This window comes from Streptomyces sp. NPDC088766, from assembly GCF_044750845.1.
GTDB lineage: Bacteria > Actinomycetota > Actinomycetes > Streptomycetales > Streptomycetaceae > Streptomyces.
Genome location: NZ_JBIVKQ010000016.1, coordinates 75,215 through 91,593 on the forward strand (window position 1 = coordinate 75,215; position 16,379 = coordinate 91,593).

At 72.9% G+C, this 16,379-nt stretch carries 15 protein-coding genes; 10 read left to right on the plus strand and 5 right to left on the minus strand.

Going from position 1 to position 16,379, the window contains the following annotated elements; translation table 11 throughout:
- Positions 1-37 precede the first annotated feature (37 nt).
- From ACIP5W_RS22485 to mscL, 6 genes are all read left to right on the plus strand, one after another.
- A complete protein-coding gene (locus ACIP5W_RS22485; protein WP_401476263.1) occupies positions 38-1,594 on the plus strand; it encodes a potassium/proton antiporter in 1,557 nt (518 codons plus the stop codon).
- Between the two features lie 299 nt (positions 1,595-1,893).
- Complete coding sequence (locus tag ACIP5W_RS22490; protein WP_401476266.1) at positions 1,894-3,195, plus strand: MFS transporter; 1,302 nt, start codon at positions 1,894-1,896, stop codon at positions 3,193-3,195.
- A gap of 67 nt (positions 3,196-3,262) precedes the next feature.
- Positions 3,263-3,577, plus strand: coding sequence for an FmdB family zinc ribbon protein (locus ACIP5W_RS22495; RefSeq protein ID WP_401476269.1), 315 nt, complete (start codon positions 3,263-3,265; stop codon positions 3,575-3,577).
- Positions 3,578-3,793: 216 nt separating this feature from the next.
- Positions 3,794-4,627, plus strand: a complete 834-nt coding sequence (locus ACIP5W_RS22500; RefSeq protein ID WP_401476273.1) for an S-methyl-5'-thioadenosine phosphorylase — start codon at positions 3,794-3,796, stop codon at positions 4,625-4,627.
- A gap of 336 nt (positions 4,628-4,963) precedes the next feature.
- Complete coding sequence (locus ACIP5W_RS22505; protein ID WP_401476276.1) at positions 4,964-5,575, plus strand: RcpC/CpaB family pilus assembly protein; 612 nt, start codon at positions 4,964-4,966, stop codon at positions 5,573-5,575.
- 138 nt (positions 5,576-5,713) lie between these two features.
- Positions 5,714-6,178: a large conductance mechanosensitive channel protein MscL gene (gene mscL, locus ACIP5W_RS22510; protein WP_401476279.1), complete on the plus strand. Its 465-nt coding sequence runs from the start codon at positions 5,714-5,716 to the stop codon at positions 6,176-6,178.
- A 58-nt stretch (positions 6,179-6,236) separates the two neighbouring features.
- Here the strand turns inward: mscL and ACIP5W_RS22515 are convergent, their stop codons facing one another.
- Positions 6,237-6,419, minus strand: coding sequence for a hypothetical protein (locus ACIP5W_RS22515; protein WP_401476282.1), 183 nt, complete (start codon positions 6,417-6,419; stop codon positions 6,237-6,239).
- 214 nt (positions 6,420-6,633) lie between these two features.
- On the opposite strand from ACIP5W_RS22515, the gene ACIP5W_RS22520 reads away from it, so the two are divergent.
- The 4 genes from ACIP5W_RS22520 (at position 6,634) to ACIP5W_RS22535 (ending at position 11,590) form a co-directional block, all read left to right on the plus strand.
- Positions 6,634-7,929, plus strand: a complete 1,296-nt coding sequence (locus tag ACIP5W_RS22520; RefSeq protein ID WP_401476285.1) for a low temperature requirement protein A — start codon at positions 6,634-6,636, stop codon at positions 7,927-7,929.
- Positions 7,930-8,190: 261 nt separating this feature from the next.
- Positions 8,191-9,249: a P1 family peptidase gene (locus tag ACIP5W_RS22525; RefSeq protein ID WP_401476288.1), complete on the plus strand. Its 1,059-nt coding sequence runs from the start codon at positions 8,191-8,193 to the stop codon at positions 9,247-9,249.
- 166 nt (positions 9,250-9,415) lie between these two features.
- Positions 9,416-10,645, plus strand: coding sequence for an Ig-like domain-containing protein (locus tag ACIP5W_RS22530; protein WP_401476291.1), 1,230 nt, complete (start codon positions 9,416-9,418; stop codon positions 10,643-10,645).
- A gap of 198 nt (positions 10,646-10,843) precedes the next feature.
- Positions 10,844-11,590: a DUF6227 family protein gene (locus ACIP5W_RS22535; protein WP_401476294.1), complete on the plus strand. Its 747-nt coding sequence runs from the start codon at positions 10,844-10,846 to the stop codon at positions 11,588-11,590.
- A 49-nt stretch (positions 11,591-11,639) separates the two neighbouring features.
- Here the strand turns inward: ACIP5W_RS22535 and ACIP5W_RS22540 are convergent, their stop codons facing one another.
- From ACIP5W_RS22540 to ACIP5W_RS22555, 4 genes are all read right to left on the minus strand, one after another.
- A complete protein-coding gene (locus ACIP5W_RS22540; RefSeq protein WP_401476297.1) occupies positions 11,640-11,981 on the minus strand; it encodes a hypothetical protein in 342 nt (113 codons plus the stop codon).
- 108 nt (positions 11,982-12,089) lie between these two features.
- Complete coding sequence (locus tag ACIP5W_RS22545; RefSeq protein ID WP_401476300.1) at positions 12,090-14,180, minus strand: fructose-specific PTS transporter subunit EIIC; 2,091 nt, start codon at positions 14,178-14,180, stop codon at positions 12,090-12,092.
- 463 nt (positions 14,181-14,643) lie between these two features.
- Positions 14,644-15,591 (minus strand): 1-phosphofructokinase, encoded by a 948-nt coding sequence (pfkB, locus tag ACIP5W_RS22550; protein ID WP_401476303.1) that lies wholly within the window; start codon positions 15,589-15,591, stop codon positions 14,644-14,646.
- Positions 15,588-16,349, minus strand: coding sequence for a DeoR/GlpR family DNA-binding transcription regulator (locus ACIP5W_RS22555; protein WP_398096272.1), 762 nt, complete (start codon positions 16,347-16,349; stop codon positions 15,588-15,590). Before ACIP5W_RS22555 ends, pfkB begins: the two co-directional genes overlap by 4 nt.
- Positions 16,350-16,379: the final 30 nt, after the last annotated feature.

A 16,379-nucleotide genomic window follows, 5' to 3' on the forward strand; every position in this document is an offset into this window, starting at 1 on the left:
AAGTAATCGGGTCCGTGGAGCCACCGCTTCGTGTCCGATGTACGTGTGCGTCCCGCGCGTGAGACGCGCGGGCCAGCGAAGGGAACCGCCGCTGACTGTCCACCACCTCAACCAGCTCCTGCTCGTCTGCTCGCTCGTCCTGCTCGTCGCCGTCGCAGCGGTCCGGATCTCCTCGCGCAGCGGGCTCCCCAGCCTGCTCGTGTACCTCGGCATCGGCGTCCTCATGGGCCAGGACGGCATCGGCGACATCCACTTCGACAACGCCGAGATGACCCAGGTCATCGGCTACGCGGCCCTGGTCGTGATCCTGGCCGAGGGCGGCCTCGGCACGAAGTGGAAGGAGATCCGGCCGGCCCTGCCCGCCTCCTCCGTACTGGCGCTGGCCGGGGTCGCGGTGAGCGTCGGCGTCACCGCCTCGGCCGCCCACCATCTCGTCGGGCTGGAGTGGCGGCAGGCGCTCATCATCGGCGCGGTGGTGTCCTCCACGGACGCGGCGGCGGTCTTCTCCGTGCTGCGCAGGATCCCGCTCCCCGCGCGCGTGACGGGCACCCTGGAGGCCGAGTCCGGCTTCAACGACGCCCCGGTCGTCATCCTGGTCGTCGCCTTCTCGACCGTCGGCCCCGTCGAGCACTGGTACGTCCTGGTGGGCGAGATAGCGCTGGAGCTGGTCATCGGCGCCGCCGTCGGCCTCGCGGTCGGCTGGCTGGGCTCGTGGGGGCTGCGGCACGTGGCCCTGCCCGCCTCCGGCCTCTACCCGATCGCCGTCATGGCGATCGCGGTCACGGCGTACGCGGCGGGCGCCCTGGCGCACGGCAGCGGCTTCCTCGGCGTGTACCTGGCGTCCATGGTCATGGGCAACGCGAAGCTCCCCCACTGGCCCGCCACCCGCGGCTTCGCCGACGGACTCGGCTGGATCGCCCAGATCGGCATGTTCGTCCTGCTCGGCCTGCTGGTGACCCCGCACGAACTGGGCGACGACGTGGTGCCGGCGCTCGTCATCGGCCTGGTGCTGACCATGGTGGCGCGCCCGCTGAGCGTCGTGCTCTGCCTGACGCCGTTCCGCGTGCCCTGGCAGGAGCAGACGCTCATGTCCTGGGCCGGACTGCGCGGCGCGGTTCCCATCATCCTGGCGACGATCCCCATGGTGAGCGGCATCGAGGGCAGTCGCCGGATCTTCAACATCGTCTTCGTCCTGGTCGTCGTCTACACCCTGATCCAGGGGCCGACGCTGCCCTGGCTGGCCCGCAAGCTGCGACTGGGCGAGGACGCCGAGGCCGCCGACCTCGGCATCGAGTCGGCGCCGCTGGAGCGGCTGCGCGGGCACCTGCTGTCGGTGGGGATCCCCGAGGGCTCCAGGATGCACGGCGTCGAGGTCAACGAGCTGCGGCTGCCCGCCGGGGCGGCCGTCACCCTCGTCGTGCGCGAAGGCACCTCCTTCGTGCCGCTGCCGACGACCGTGCTGCGGCGCGGCGACGAACTCCTGGTCGTCGCCACCGACCCGGTCCGGGACGCGGCCGAGCGACGGCTGCGCGCCGTGAGCCACGGCGGCAAACTGGCCGACTGGCTGGGCACGGACGGCGCGGACACCCGGTGAGGGCGCGTTCCGGCGCACGTTAAGTACAGGTTTCACACCGTTCACACCCCCTTCATTCGGAGGCGTGCCCGCCCATGGTGCTCACTTTCACAGGTGCGGCGGGCAGTGATCCCTGTACGATGAAGGCACACCTTGATCGAACCAACTCTGCCTGACGCAGAGCTGGCGCGACCGTATGGCGGCCGGAACACCTCCCGAGTGGGCACCGGTATCTACCGCAGTGCGCGCAAGAGGACAGCTCTCGGCGCCGCCCGGACACACGAGGGGTCGCGCTACCAGGCGGCAGAAAGGCACGGGCCGTGGCATCCACGGTCACCTCCGAGCCGTCGAAGGACTCGTCGGCCTCGCCGGCCTCGCCCCGCCCGGGGTACGGGCAGTTGCTGCGCACCCGCGGCGCCTGGACGTTCCTGCTGCCCGGTTTCGCCGCGCGGCAGCCGTTCGCGATGCTCACCATCTCCATCGTGCTGCTCGTGCAGCACACCACCGGCTCCTACGGCGTGGCGGGTGCCGCCGCGGCCGTCACCGGTGTCTCCATGGCGCTGTTCGCCCCGTACACCGGCCGTCTCGCCGACCGTCACGGCCAGCGCGCCGTACTGGTCCCCGGCGTCCTGGTGCACGCGGCCTCGGGGCTGGCCCTGACGGCGCTGGCGCTGGCCCACGCCCCGCTGTGGGCGCTGTTCGCGGCGGCCGTGCCCACCGGCGCCTCGGTCCCGCAGGTCGGCCCGATGGTGCGGGCCCGCTGGGGCGTGAAGCTGAAGGGCTCACCCCTGATGACCACGGCGGCCGCCTTCGAGTCCGTCACGGACGAACTCACCTTCGTGGTCGGCCCGCTCCTCGCGACCGCCCTGTGCACCGCCGTGAACCCGGCCGCCGGACTGGTGACGGAGGCCTCGCTGACCCTGCTCGGCGGTCTGCTGTTCGCCGCGCGGAAAGGCACCCAGCCGCCGGTCGCCGTCGACGGGCACGCGCGCGTGGAACACGCCTCCGCCCTGCGGATCCCCGGGGTGCGCGTGCTGATCGTGGCCTTCCTCGGCATCGGTTCGGTCTTCGGCGGCATGCAGGTCTCGCTGGCCGCGTTCACCGAGTCGATCGGCGAGCCCGGCCTGAACGGCGTCCTGTACGGCACCTTCGCCGCCGGCAACATGATCTCCGGCCTGGTCTGCGGCGCCGTCGCCTGGAAGGCGGCCCCGCAGCGCCGTCTGGTCGTCGGGTACGCGGCGCTGGCTCTGACGGCCTCCGGCCTGTGGGCGGCGCACTCCGTGCCGCTGCTGGCCGGCCTCGGCCTCCTGGTCGGCATGTGCATCGCACCCGCGCTGATCACCGGCTACACGCTGGTCGAGGGCCTGGTCCCGGCGGGCGCGCGCACCGAGGCGTTCACCTGGCTCACCGGCGCGGTGGCGCTCGGCCAGGCGGCGGCCGTCACCGCCGCCGGCCAGCTGGAGGACAGGTTCCGGGGCGGCGCGGGTTTCCTGGTGCCGCTGGCCGGTACGGTCCTGGCCCTGGGGACCCTGCTGGCACTGCGTTCGCGGCTGGTGGCGCGCCCGCGGGGACGTACCGTCGCACGTGGCGTCGGTCACCGCTCGCCGGTCACAGTGGACTGATCCCGGGGAATGCGTCAGTATGGACCGTCGTTAGCACTCATTGAGTGAGAGTGCCAGGAGGAAGACAGTGCCGACCTACCAGTACCAGTGCACCGAGTGCGGCGAGGGCCTCGAGGCGGTGCAGAAGTTCACCGACGACGCCCTGACCGAGTGCCCCAACTGCGGTGGCCGCCTCAAGAAGGTGTTCTCCGCCGTCGGCATCGTCTTCAAGGGCTCCGGCTTCTACCGGAACGACAGCCGCGGCTCCTCGTCGAGCAGCTCACCGGCGTCCTCGTCGTCCAAGCCGTCCACGTCCTCGGCGTCCTCGACCACGTCTTCGTCGTCCTCCTCGGACTCGAAGCCGGCCGGCTCCGGCACCTCGGCGGGCACCTCCGCCGCGTAGGACCCCTTCCGGGACCCCGCCGTCGTACGACGGCGGGGTCCTCGGTGTTTCCACGCTGCCGGCCGGCTGCCCGGGGAGCCGGTCGCCGGCGCGGGAAGGCGGCCGGTGACGCGGGGAGGCCGCCGACGACGCGGGAAGCCGGTCACCGGCACGGGAAGCCGCCGGGATTCCGGAGGCGGATCCGGGGCGTCGGCGGCGCCCGCTACTGTGCTGGTCATGGCGAACGCAGAGATCGGTGTAATCGGCGGCTCGGGCTTCTACTCGTTCCTGGACGACGTGACCGAGATCCAGGTGGACACCCCCTACGGGCCGCCCAGCGACTCCCTCTTCCTCGGTGACATCGCCGGCCGGCGGGTCGCCTTCCTGCCCCGGCACGGCCGCGGCCACCATCTGCCGCCCCACCGGATCAACTACCGGGCCAACCTGTGGGCGCTGCGCTCGGTCGGCGTGCGCCAGGTCCTCGGCCCGTGCGCGGTGGGCGGTCTGCGCGCCGAGTACGGCCCCGGGACGCTGCTGGTGCCGGATCAGCTGGTCGACCGGACGAAGTCGAGGCCGGGCACATACTTCGACGGACTGCCGCTGCCCGACGGCTCGGTGCCCGACGTGGTGCACGTGTCCCTGGCCGACCCCTACTGCCCCACCGGCCGCTCGGCCGCGCTGAAGGCGGCGCGCGGGCGGGAGTGGGAGCCGGTGGACGGCGGAACGCTCGTCGTGATCGAGGGGCCCCGCTTCTCCACCCGCGCGGAATCGTTGTGGCACCAGGCGCAGGGCTGGTCGGTGGTGGGCATGACGGGCCACCCCGAGGCAGCTCTCGCCCGTGAACTGGAGCTCTGCTACACGTCGTTGACGCTGGTCACGGACCTGGACGCGGGGGCCGAGACGGGTGAGGGCGTCTCCCACGAGGAGGTGCTGCAGGTGTTCGCGGCCAACGTGGACCGGCTGCGGGGCGTCCTGTTCGACGCGGTGGCCGCGCTGCCCGCCACCGAGGAGCGGAACTGTCTCTGTGTGAACGCGCTGGGTGGGCTGAATCCGGGGTTCGAGCTGCCGTAGCGGGCGGAATCCCTGGCCGGCCGAGGGGATCCCGGGCCCTCGGGGCCTGGGGACCGGGGAGGCCCGGGCACGGGGAGGCCCGGGCACGGGGAGGCCCGGGCACGGGGAGGCCCGGGCACGGGGAGGCCCGGGCACGGGGGCGGCGGAACTCATCGTTCAGGTGAGGAAGTTGTCCACAGCCGGGCGGTGATCCACCGGCTCGGGCGGGCGGCGGCGGCAGGGCCCATCGTGGACGGGCAGGCTCGTCCGTCGTCGCTGGTGGTGATTCCGTTGTCCTTCCGTGCGTCTTCCTCTTCCTCTGTCTCTGCTTCTCTTCCTGCCCCTCCTTCACTCGGCATGCCTCCGTCTCCGTCGCTGCCCGTGCCTCCGTCGTGCGAGGTGCCTCCGTTCGCTCCGGTGCGTGTGCGGGGCGGGCTGCACCGGCTGCGCCTGCTGGCAGGGACCCGGAGGCGGGCTCTCGCGGTCGGCCTCGCCGTCACGGCCGCCGCACTCGTGGCGGCGGGCCCGCGCGACGGCGACACGGCTCGCGGACACCCGGGCGGAGGCTCCCACGCGGGCGAGGGCTCTCACGTCCGCGCGCAGTCGTCGGCGCGCGCCCCCTCCGACGGGCGTCGCACCGCCGGAAGGGTGCGGGCGCCGGTGCGGATCGCCGACGCGGCAACCGTCCGGCTGCTGCGCCCCGGTGACCGGGTGGACGTCATCGCCGTCGACCCCGCCGGGCGGCCCGCCGCGCGGGACGGCGAGGCCCGGGTGGTCGCACGCGGTGCGCTCGTGACGAAGGTGCCGGATCCGTCGGCCGGCGCGGGCGGCGGTGAGGACGGCGCTGACCTGGGCGTCGAGGGAAGCGGTGACGGGGGCGCGCTGGTCGTGCTGTCCGTGCCCCGGTCCACCGCGGCCCGCCTCGCGGGCGCGGGTGCCACGGCCCGGCTGGCGGTGACCCTGTGGTGAGTCTCACCGTCCGCCCGCTCGCGGCTTTGCCGTCAAGCCCCTCGTTCGAGCTACCGAATTGGACACGCCTGCATCTGGGTGACGTAGGTTGCGGAGCTGTTTGTTCCACAACCTGTACATGTGAGGAGTGTCACCGAGGTGAGCGAAAAGGCGAGCGTCTGGCAAGGCTTCAAGGCCTTCCTGATGCGCGGGAACGTCGTCGATCTGGCAGTCGCGGTGGTGATCGGCGCGGCCTTCACGAACATCGTCAACTCGGTGGTGAAGGGGGTCATCAACCCGCTGGTCGGGGCCGTCGGAACCAAGAACCTGGACAGTTACAGCTCCTGTCTCAAGGGCCCTTGCACCGGCACCGGCGACACCGCGACGGGTGTCCGGATCCTCTGGGGCTCCGTGCTCGGCGCGACGCTGACCTTCGTGATCACGGCGGCCGTCGTCTACTTCCTGATGGTCCTGCCGATGTCGAAGTACCTGGCGAGGATGGAGGCCCGCCGGAAGGCCAAGGAGAGCACGCGCGAGGTCATCGAGGTCACCGAGCTGGAAGTGCTCAAGGAGATCCGCGACGCCCTGGTCGCCCAGCGCGGCTCCGGGCACGGCGAGAGGTAGCGGTAGCCGTAGCGGTCCTGTGCGGGAAGCTGCGGGCGGCGGTCCGGGCCTGCCGGGTTCAGATGTGGTGGGGCGGCTTCTCGTCGAGGAAGCGCTTGAGGTCGGCCGCGCTGTCCGAACCGGCTCCGGGCCGCTCGCCCCACCCCTGGTCCGTGTCGTCCGAGGACTGCCGGTCCAGCGGGTCGTCGAAGATCAGCGCGGCCTTGGGCTCGCGCGGCTCGGGGGCGGCGGGGGTGCTCATGTCTCCAGGGTACGGCCCCGGGCGCGGGCCGGAACGAGGGCCGGGACGGGGGCCGCGACGAGGGCCGGGGTTGGTCTCGGGCCGCACCAGGGTCCCCACCCCTCGGACCCTGCGGAACCCCTCTGAGCTGCGTCTTCACGCGCGGCTGACCGGGTCTCCCGGCCGTGCGCTCCTCGGCAGGATTTTCCCTGGTTTATCTGCTGTGCTGGGGTCCATGACGTCCAGTTCCCTTCCTTCGTCCTCCTCGTCGTCCCCTTCCTCCTCGTCGTCCCCGTCCCCTTCCTCCTCGTCGCCCTCTTCCTCCCCCGGCGTGCCGGCCCACGCCAAGCCGCTGCGCAGGCTCACCGCTCGCGGACGGGGCGAGGCCCACCGCGTCGCCTCCCCGCTCGAGCTGTTCTTCGACCTCTGTTTCGTCGTGGCCATCGCCCAGGCGGGCGTCCAGCTGGTGCACGCCGTCGCGGAGTCCCACGCGGGCGAGGGCATCCTCAACTACGCGATGGTCTTCTTCGCCATCTGGTGGGCGTGGATGAACTTCACCTGGTTCGCCTCGGCGTACGACAACGACGACGTCCTGTACCGGGTCGTCACCCTCATACAGATCGCCGGCGTCCTGGTCCTGGCCGCCGGGGTGTCGCGGGCGTTCGAGGACCACGACTGGCTGGCCGTCGTGGTGGGCTACCTGGTCATGCGGCTCGCCCTGACCACGCAGTGGCTGCGCGTCGCCCTGTCGAGCGAGGGCCCGGAGCGAGCGATGGCCCTGCGGTACGCCGTCGGCGTGGCGCTCTGCCAGATCGGCTGGCTGGGGCTGCTGTTCCTGCCGGAGGGCGGCAGACCGTGGCTGTTCCTGGTGATGGCGCTGCTGGAGATGAGCGTTCCCGTCTACGCGGAGAAGGACCACCCGACCTCCTGGCACCCGCACCACATCGCCGAGCGCTACGGCCTGTTCACGATCATCGTGCTCGGCGAGACGATCGCCGCGGCCACGATCGCCGTGAAGGTCGGCATCGACGAGAACGACGCTCTCGACGAACTGCTCCCGATCGCCGCGGGCGGCCTGCTGATCATCTTCTCCGCCTGGTGGATCTACTTCGTGGTGCCCATCCACGGCCGGCTGCGCTCCAGCAAGGAGGCCTTCCGGTGGGGCTACGGCCACTACGTCGTCTTCGCCTCGGCCGCCGCGATCGGCGCCGGCCTGGAGGTGGCGGTCGAGCAGGCGGTCGGCGAGGCGCACCTGTCGACGCTCGCCGCGTCGGCGGCGGTGACCCTGCCGACGGCGCTGTATCTGCTGGCTGTCTGGGCGCTGCACTCCCGCCACTTCAAGGTGGGCCTCGCCCAGCAGACGGTGCTGCCGGTCACCGCGCTGCTGGTGATCTGCTGCACCTTCCTCGGTGACTGGGCGGTCCTCGCGGCAGGCCTGGTGTGCGCGCTGTCGGTGGTCACCGGGACGACACTGACGGCCCGCATGACCGTGCGCGAGGGCGCACCGCGGGGCGCCGGGGAGGTGGTGTGAGGGGAGCCGTGTGACGGTGGCGGTGACGGCCTCCCGCTCACGGCCGCCGTACGGGACGCCGCGGCGTGGGCCGACCGGGCGGGTGACGTGGCGGAGCAGTAGCCGGAACACGATCAGGAGCGGGAGCGGGAGCGGGAGCGGGAGCCGGAGCCGGAGCGGGAGCCGGAGCGGGAGCCGGAGCGGGAGCCGGAGCGGGAGCCGGAGCGGGACGCGGCGGCGCGGGGCGTTGGCGCGGGGCGGTGGCGCGCGAGACTGGGCCGTATGACAGTTGACGCTCTGACAGTCGGCGGCCTGACCGATGTCGCGGGGATCCACGTGGGGCATGCCGGTCGTACCGGTGACGGTTGGCTGACCGGCACCACGGTCGTCCTCGCGCCGGAGGGCGGGGCCGTGGCCGCCGTGGATGTGCGCGGCGGTGGTCCCGGCACCAAGGAGACCGACGCCCTGGATCCGCGCAATGTGGTGCAGCGGGTGGACGCGATCGTGCTGACCGGCGGCAGCGCCTACGGCCTCGACGCGGCGTCCGGGGTGATGGCCTGGCTGGAGGAGCGGGGTCGCGGCGTGCCGGTCGGCACGGATCCCGCGCACGTCGTACCGGTGGTGCCCGCCGCGTGCGTCTTCGACCTGGGGCGCGGCGGCGACTTCCGGGCCCGGCCGGACGCCGCGCTGGGCCGGGCCGCGGTGGAGGCCGCCGCGGCGAGCGGGCCCGGCACCCGGGTGCCGGAGGGCTGTGTGGGTGCCGGGACGGGCGCCGCGGTCGGGCCGATGAAGGGCGGCGTCGGTACCGCCGCCGTCGTGCTCGGCTCAGGTGTCACGGTGGCCGCGCTGGTGGTCGCCAACGCGGCGGGCTCGGTCATGGACCCGGAAACGGGCGTGCTGTACGGGGAGTTGTTCCAGGGGCGGGCGCGGTATCCGGAGACGGGGGTGCACGAGTCCGCGCTTCGGCGCCTGGCGGAGAGCGCCGCGACGAGCGCGCCCGCACCGCTGAACACGACCCTCGCGGTGGTCGCGACCGACGCGGACCTCACGAAGGCGCAGGCGCAGAAGCTGGCGGGCACGGCGCACGACGGCATCGCCCGCGCCGTCCGGCCGGTGCATCTGCTGCACGACGGGGACACGGTCTTCGCGCTGGCGACCGGCACCCGTCCGTTGGGCACCGGTCCTCTCGGCACCGCGCATCCGCTCGCCCTGAACGACGTCCTCGCGGCGGGCGCGGACGTGGTGACGCGGGCGATCGTGCGGGCCGTGCGCGCCGCGGAGTCGGTGACGGCGGCCGGCGGGGCGTGGCCGTCGTACGGGGAGCTGTACGGAAAACGGTAGGACCGGCGGAAAGGACCCGTGGGTCGTCACGACGCGTGGGTCATTGTCCCGGTTCTGTCACGCGACGGGCTCAGGGGCGGACGACGGGAACCCCGGCGGCCGTGGTGGTCCTCTTCACCGGCGTACTGGAGCGGACCACGCACATCACACGAAGCTGGAGCAGCCCGTGACAACGCCGAACAAAACAGCGCGGCGCGCACTGGGGGCCTGTGCCGCCCTGGTGGTCGGCGCCCTCACCCTGACCGCCTGCGGCGGCAGCGCCAACGCCGAGGACGACAACGGCAAGGGGGGCAAGGACTCTTCCGGGACGCACACCGCGAAGATCACCATCTCGGCCGAGGACGGTTCGACGGGGGCGTCGATCAACAGCACCGGCGTGAAGGTGAGCGACGGCCGGCTGACCACCGTGAGGATGACGGTGGCCGGGACGCAGCAGGTCGTGGCGGGCTCGCTGGCGGCGGACGGCAGCAGCTGGAAGCCGAAGGAGCAGCTGGAGCGCGGCACGAAGTACGAGATAGCGGCGACCGCGAAGGGCGCGAACGGCCGGACGGTGGCGGCCGACTCGGTCTTCACGACGGTGTCCCCGGCCGACAGCTTCATCGGGACGTACACGCCGGACGACGGCACGACGGTGGGTGTCGGGATGCCGGTGTCCTTCACCTTCGACAAGGCCATCGACGACAAGAAGGCCGTGCAGTCGCACATCACGGTCTCGTCGAGCAGCGGGCAGAAGGTGGTCGGGCACTGGTTCGGGTCGCAGCGGCTCGACTTCCGGCCGGAGGAGTACTGGAAGGCCGGCTCCAAGGTCACGATGAAGATCGACCTGGACGGTGTGCAGGGCGCCGACGGCGTCCACGGCGTGCAGAAGAAGACGGTCGCCTTCACCGTCGGGCGCTCGCAGGTCTCCACGGTCGACGTCGGCACCCAGACCATGTCGGTGGTGCGGGACGGGACGACGCTGAAGACGGTCCCGATCTCCTCGGGCAGCGCCGAGCACACGACGTACAACGGCCAGATGGTGATCACGGAGAAGTTCACGCAGACGCGGATGAACAGCCGGACGGTCGGTCTGGGCGGCGAGTACGACATCCCGGACGTGCCGCACGCGATGCGTCTGACGCAGTCCGGGACCTTCATCCACGGCAACTACTGGTACGACAAAGGCAATCCGCCCTTCGGCCGGGAAGGCACCAGCCACGGCTGCGTCGGGCTCGCGGACGTGCGGGGCGCCCAGGGCGACACCCCCGCCAAATGGCTCTACGACAACTCCCTCGTCGGCGACGTGGTGATCGTCAAGAACTCCCCCGACAAGACGGTCGCCCCGGACAACGGCCTCAACGGGTGGAACCTGGCGTGGAGCGAGTGGATCGCGGGAAGCGCGGGGAGCACAGCCTGACGGTCCGGGGGCCCTCTCGTTGCGGCGGAAGGGGTCCCCGACCGGCGGTTCCTGACGGAACACCGGGCCGCGCGGGAACTTCTCGCGCGGCTTCCGCGTTTTCCCGGCGTACGTTTTCTCGGTTCCCGGACATGATGTCCGACCGAGGGGCTACGGTATGCACCCACAAGGTGACATGCAGCAACGCCGGGAGAAACCTTGAGCGTTCCGTACGAGACGGCAGCGCACGAAGCAGCCGAGTCGCCCGAGACTCCGGAGGAGCACCTCGCGCGGCTCCTCGGTCGCGCCCTGAACTCGTTCGAACTGCCCGACGAGTGCGTCAGACGGCTGGACTGCGCCCTGGCGCACGACAGCTCGCTGCACTCGGCGCACCACAGCGCGGGTCTGCACCGGGAGACGTACCGGCACACCTGGCTGCTGTCGGACGGCTCCGCGCTCACCCTGTGGGAGCTGGTGCACAACCCCACCCCCGGCAGCGAACCGCAGCACGAGGTGTACGTCGACGAGGAGGAGCTGCGGGCCGCCACGACCCGGCTGCCGCTCCCGGTGGACGCGCCGGACTTCGAACTGCCGGTGCTGGTCCAGCTGGCGCCGGTCCCCGCCCCCCGGCATGTGTACGTGCCGGACGACTCGGCCGATCACGCGCGCCGGCTGCTGCGCCGCGCGGAGAACGCGGACCGGCCGGGCGCCGACACGGCCGCGCTGCTGCGGTCGGCCTTCGCGCACCAGATCACGCAGGCGTTCGGCCGGCCCTGCCGCGCGGGGCGCATCGGCCTCGGTTTCGCGCTGTACGAGCACGCGTTCCTGCTCCGTGACGGCCGGGAGGTCTCCCTCTGGGAGGTCGAGCACACGGCCACACCCGACGGGCGGCACATGTGCGAGGTGTATCCCACCGAGGACGCGGCCCGCGAGGCGATGGAGCGGCGGGCGGCACAGGTCTCCTGAGCCGGGCCCGCCGTCCCGCGAGCCCTCTCCCGAGGCACCGGGCCTTCCCTCAGCGGTCGCCGCTGAGCCGGCGTACGAGAACCTCGAAGGCGGCCCGCTCCGCCGGGGTCAGCTCGACGGCCTCCCGGTGCGGTCCGGCCTGTTCCTGGGGCGGGACGGCGGGGAGGGCCCGCCGGTCGGACGGGCTCGGCGGACGGGTGGGGCCCGGACGGCGTACACCCTTGTCCGGGCGTCGCGTGCGCCGTGCGCCGGCGCGGAAGCCCCAGGCGCCCGCGCCCGGACGGCCACGGCGCAGCAGGACGGTCACCGCGACCAGCCAGGCGACCCCCGCCACGGCGAGGGCGACGGCCGCCGCGCCCGTCGGGTGGAGGATCGAGAGGTGCTCAGGCATACCGAACAGTAGACACCGCGCACGTCACGGTCCGGAACTTTCGTCCCGGACCGTGACGTATCTCGCAGGTGTGGACAGGTCACCCGAAGGCCCCGCGCGGTGCGCAGGTCACGCCGCCACCGGCTGCTTCCGCCCCGCCGCCGTGGCGGCCGCGGCGTTCTCCGTGCCGGGGGCAGCGGCCCCGGTGACCGGCTTGCGCAGGCCCTTGAGGACGACGACCAGGGCCGCCGTGACGCACACACCGGCCGCGATGGCGACCAGGTAGAGGAACGGGTTGCCGATCAGCGGGACCACGAAGATGCCGCCGTGCGGGGCGCGCAGGGTCGCGCCGAACGCCATCGACAGGGCACCGGTGATCGCACCGCCCACCATCGAGGAGGGGATCACGCGCAGCGGGTCGGCCGCGGCGAACGGGATCGCGCCCTCGGAGATGAAGGAGGCGCCCAGGACCCAGGCGGCCTTGCCGTTCTCGCGTTCCGTCCGGGTGAACAGCTTGCCCCGGACGGTCGTGGCCAGGGCCATCGCCAGCGGCGGGACCATGCCGGCCGCCATGACCGCGGCCATGACCTTCATCGCGGAGTCGCTCGGGTCGGCGACGGCGATACCTGCGGTGGCGAAGGCGTAGGCGACCTTGTTGACCGGACCGCCGAGGTCGAAGCACATCATCAGGCCGAGCAGGGCGCCGAGGAGGACGGCGTTGGTGCCGGTGAGGCCGTTCAGCCAGTCGGTCATGCCCTTCTGCGCCTCGGCGATGGGCTTGCCGATGACCACGAACATCAGGAACCCGACGACCGCCGAGGAGATCAGCGGGATCACCACGACCGGCATGATGCCGCGCAGCGCCGCCGGGATCCGGACCTTCTGGATCGCCATCACCACGCCACCGGCGATCAGACCGGCCGCCAGACCGCCGAGGAAGCCCGCGTTGACGGTCAGCGAGATCGCGCCGCCGACGAAGCCCGGCACCAGACCGGGCCGGTCCGCCATGCCGTAGGCGATGTAACCGGCGAGGACCGGGACGAGGAAGCCGAAGGCGACACCGCCGATCTGGAAGAGCAGGGCGCCCCAGCTGTCCGCCTGGGTCCAGACGAAGTGGTCCATGACCGACGGCGCCTTGTTGATCTCGTAGCCGCCGATCGCGAAGCCGAGGGCGATCAGGAGACCGCCCGCGGCGACGAACGGGACCATGTAACTGACGCCGGACATCAGCCACTTGCGGAGCTTGGTGCCGTAGCCCTCGGTGGAGTCACCGGCGCGTTCGACCGGCGTGCCGGGGGCGGACCCGGAGGTGACCTCGCCGCGCTCCGCCTTGCCGCGCACCTCGGTGATCAGCTCGGCGGGCCGGTTGATGCCCGCCTTCACGCCGACGTCCACGGTGGGCTTGCCCGCGAAGCGGTCCTTGTCGCGCACGGGGACGTCGTGGGCGAAGATCACGCCGTCCGCGGCGGCGATGACGGCCGGGTCGAGGCGGGTGAAACCGGCCGAGCCCTGCGTCTCGACGACCAGTTCGACGCCCGCCGCACGCCCGGCGTTCTCCAGGGACTCGGCCGCCATGTAGGTGTGGGCGATACCGGTCGGGCAGGAGGTGACCGCGACGATGCGGAAGGGGGCGGCGTCCGGGGCGGACGCGGCGGGGACCGGGGCGGACGGGGTGCCGGTGGGTGCCGTGTCAGCCGCTGTGGCGTCGGCGGAGGCCGCCGCCGACGCCACAGCGGTGTCCTCGGGGGCGCTCGCGCCCTCGGTGGGTGCCTGGGCCGGCTCCTCACCGCGGATGAGGGCCGCCGCGTCCGCGGCGTCCCGCACCGACCGCAGGGCGGAGGTGAAGTCGGCGTTCATCAGCTGACGGGCCAGTGACGACAGGATCGTCAGGTGGGCGTCGTCGGCTCCCGCGGGAGCGGCGATCAGGAAGATCAGGTCGGCCGGGCCGTCCGGGGCGCCGAAGTCGATGCCGGCGGCGCTGCGCCCGAAGGCGAGCGTCGGCTCGGTGACGTGGGCGCTGCGGCAGTGCGGGATGCCGATGCCGCCGTCGAGGCCGGTGGGCATCTGGGCCTCACGGGCGGCCACGTCGGCGAGGAAGCCCTCCAGGTCGGTCACCCGGCCCTGGGCCACCATGCGCTCGGCGAGGGACCGCGCCGCTGCTTCCTTGGTGTCGGCGGACAGGTCGAGGTCGACCAGTTCCGCGGTGATCATCTCGCTCATCGCGGGCTCCTTCGCTCGCGTATCGCCCGGGGGGTGTGCTGGGCGCAAAGGGGGACGGGGGTGCGGTGGGGGGAGGTGAGACGTACGGGGACGGGGCCGGGGAAGCCCCGCCTCCGTGGGGCGGCAGACCGGTCGGGGGCCTGCGCGCCCGGGTCGGCGGGGCGGCTCAGGACGCCCCGCTGCCCGTGCCGGGCGGCGAGTAAGGGGGAACCCCGCCGCGCCCCGACCGCTGTCCGGGCCGGTGTGGGCACCGGTGTCGGGGCCTCCGTCCGGGCCACGGCCCTGGCCCCCGTACGAGTCTCCGTACAGGCCTCCGGTGCGGACGGGGCCGGTGGGGTGACCGTCTGGCACAGCCCCGGGTGAAGGGCCGTGACGGGTGCGGAGTGGACGGCCGTGGCAGGCAGCGCTCGAAGAGCCACGACAGGTACCGGACAAAGGCCCGTGCCGGGCGCCGGGTCGGGGGTCATGACACGGGCTCCTTCAGTTCGCGGTCCACCGGTACGTCCGAGGTGACCGTCACCGCCGCCGGGTCCAGGTCGGCCGGGGTCGGCATCACGCTGCCGGGCAGCTGGACGGCGGCCGCGCCGTGCGCGACGGCGGAGGCGAGCGCCCGCGGGCCGCTGCCGCCGGCGATGAGGAATCCGGCGAGGGAGGAGTCCCCCGCTCCCACATTGCTGCGGACGGCGTCGACGCGCGCGGTGGCGAACCACGTGCCCGTCTCCTCCACGAGCAGTTGCCCGTCGGCGCCCAGGCTGGCGAGCACGGCGTGTGCGCCCATCTCGCGCAGTTCCTCCGCCGCCTTCACCGCGTCGCCCACGGTCGCCAGGGGGCGTCCGACGGCCTCGGCGAGTTCCTCGGCGTTGGGCTTGACCACGTCGGGCCGCTCGCGCAGCGCCTCCAGCAGCGCGCGTCCCGAGGTGTCCAGTGCGATCCGCGCGCCCCCGGCGTGCGCCCGCGCGACCACCTCGGCGTACCAGGAGGGCGCGAGCCCGCGGGGCAGGCTGCCGCAGCAGGCGATCCAGTCGGCGTCGCGGGACTGCCCGCGCACGGTCTCCAGGAGGAGTTCCTGCTCCTCCGAGGAGAGTTCCGGCCCCGGCGCGTTGATCTTCGTCAGCACACCGTCGGACTCCGCGAGCGCGATGTTCGAGCGGGTGGCCCCGGCGACCGGGACCGGCGCGACCTCGATGCCCTGCGCGTCGAGCAGGTCGGCCACGAGCGCGCCCGGCGCACCGCCCAGGGGCAGTACGGCGACCGTACGCCGTCCGGCGGCGGCGACGGCACGGGAGACGTTCACACCCTTGCCGCCGGGATCCATGCGCTCACCGGTGGCGCGGATGACCTCGCCGCGGTTGAGGGAGGGGACCTCGTAGGTGCGGTCGAGGGACGGGTTCGGGGTGACGGTGAGGATCATGCGCGTACCACTTCCGTGCCGCCGCGCTCGATGGCGGCCGCGTCGTCGGGGCTGAGCCCGCTGTCGGTGATCAGCAGGTCCACGTCGCTCAGGCCGCCGAAGCGGGCGAAGTGCTCCTGCCCGTGCTTGGAGGAGTCGGCGAGCAGCACGACCCGGCGGGCCGCGGCCATCGCCGCCCGCTTCACCGCCGCCTCGGCGAGGTCGGGGGTGGTGAGGCCGTGCTCGGCGGAGAACCCGTTCGCGGCGACGAACAGGACGTCGGCGCGGATCTCGCCGTACGCGCGCAGTGCCCAGGCGTCCACGGCGGCGCGCGTACGGTGCCGTACGCGCCCCCCGATCAGGTGGAGCTGCATGCCCGGGTGGTCGGCGAGGCGGGCCGCGATCGGCAGGGAGTGCGTGACCACCGTGAGGGAGGCCTCCAGCGGGAGGGCTGCGGCCAGGCGGGCGACGGTCGTGCCGGCGTCGAGGATCATCGTGCCCTCGGCCGGGAGTTCGGTCAGGGCGGCCTTGGCGATGCGGTCCTTCTCGTCGGCGGAGGTGGACTCGCGCTCGGCGAGGTCCGGCTCGAAGTCGAGGCGTCCGACCGGTATGGCGCCGCCGTGCACGCGGCGGACGAGCCCGGCGCGGTCGAGGGCCTTCAGATCGCGGCGGATGGTCTCCGCCGTGACCTGGAACTCCTCGGCCAGCGACAGGACGTCCACCCGGCCGCCGTCACGGGCGAGCCGCAGGATCTCCTGCTGCCGCTCCGGTGCGTACATGTCCGTTCGCCTCCGACCGCTCCCGGGTTC